Origin of the sequence: Streptococcus suis (assembly GCF_029616525.1) — a bacterium.
GTDB lineage: Bacteria > Bacillota > Bacilli > Lactobacillales > Streptococcaceae > Streptococcus > Streptococcus suis_AF.
In genome coordinates this window covers 1-863 of the sequence record NZ_JANFME010000053.1, presented here as the reverse complement: position 1 = coordinate 863, position 863 = coordinate 1, and the positions used below count along the sequence as shown (strand labels likewise).

The window sequence follows — 863 nt, the reverse complement described above, 5'->3', positions numbered from 1 at the left end:
TATAATCGGGAAGACAGGATTCGAACCTGCGACACCTTGGTCCCAAACCAAGTACTCTACCAAGCTGAGCTACTTCCCGATACTATTAAAAATAAAGCTCCCCTAACGTCTCCATTAAGCGAGTGATGCACCCTAGAGGATTCGAACCTCTAACCGCCTGATTCGTAGTCAGGTACTCTATCCAGTTGAGCTAAGGGTGCTAACTATTATAATCTTCATGCCGAGGACCGGAATCGAACCGGTACGATGTTGCCATCGCAGGATTTTAAGTCCTGTGCGTCTGCCAGTTCCGCCACCCCGGCCTCTCAAAGCGAACGACGGGATTCGAACCCGCGACCCCCACCTTGGCAAGGTGGTGTTCTACCACTGAACTACGTTCGCAATCTTTCCTAATGCCGGCTACATGACTTGAACACGCGACCCTCTGATTACAAATCAGATGCTCTACCAACTGAGCTAAGCCGGCCTATTTCTATACTATGCGGGTTAAGGGACTTGAACCCCCACGCCCGAAAGCGCCAGATCCTAAATCTGGTGCGTCTGCCAATTCCGCCAAACCCGCATATGACTCGTGCTGGGCTCGAACCAGCGACCCATTGATTAAAAGTCAATTGCTCTACCAACTGAGCTAACGAGTCTTTACTTAATTACATTACTTGAAACATATGATTGATTCGTTTCAACGGTCCCGACGGGAATCGAACCCGCGATCTTCGCCGTGACAGGGCGACGTGATAACCGCTACACTACGGGACCTATGGGAGTTAACGGGATCGAACCGCTGACCCTCTGCTTGTAAGGCAGATGCTCTCCCAGCTGAGCTAAACTCCCAAATTGCTAAGCGACTACCGTATCTAACAGGG

At 50.5% G+C, this 863-nt stretch carries 9 tRNA genes; all 9 read right to left on the bottom strand.

From position 1 onward, the window contains the following. Positions 1-5: 5 nt before the first annotated feature. A tRNA-Pro gene (locus NOL38_RS10435) sits at positions 6-79 on the bottom strand. Positions 80-126: 47 nt separating this feature from the next. Next, a tRNA-Arg gene (locus NOL38_RS10430) sits at positions 127-200 on the bottom strand. A gap of 18 nt (positions 201-218) precedes the next feature. Beyond that, positions 219-302, bottom strand: a tRNA-Leu gene (locus NOL38_RS10425). A gap of 7 nt (positions 303-309) precedes the next feature. Beyond that, positions 310-381: transfer RNA gene (locus tag NOL38_RS10420), tRNA-Gly, on the bottom strand. A gap of 12 nt (positions 382-393) precedes the next feature. After that, positions 394-466: transfer RNA gene (locus NOL38_RS10415), tRNA-Thr, on the bottom strand. Between the two features lie 14 nt (positions 467-480). Then, a tRNA-Leu gene (locus NOL38_RS10410) sits at positions 481-562 on the bottom strand. A 3-nt stretch (positions 563-565) separates the two neighbouring features. Continuing rightward, positions 566-638: transfer RNA gene (locus NOL38_RS10405), tRNA-Lys, on the bottom strand. A gap of 45 nt (positions 639-683) precedes the next feature. Beyond that, positions 684-756, bottom strand: a tRNA-Asp gene (locus NOL38_RS10400). A gap of 2 nt (positions 757-758) precedes the next feature. Further along, positions 759-831, bottom strand: a tRNA-Val gene (locus NOL38_RS10395). Between the last annotated feature and the right edge of the window lie 32 nt (positions 832-863).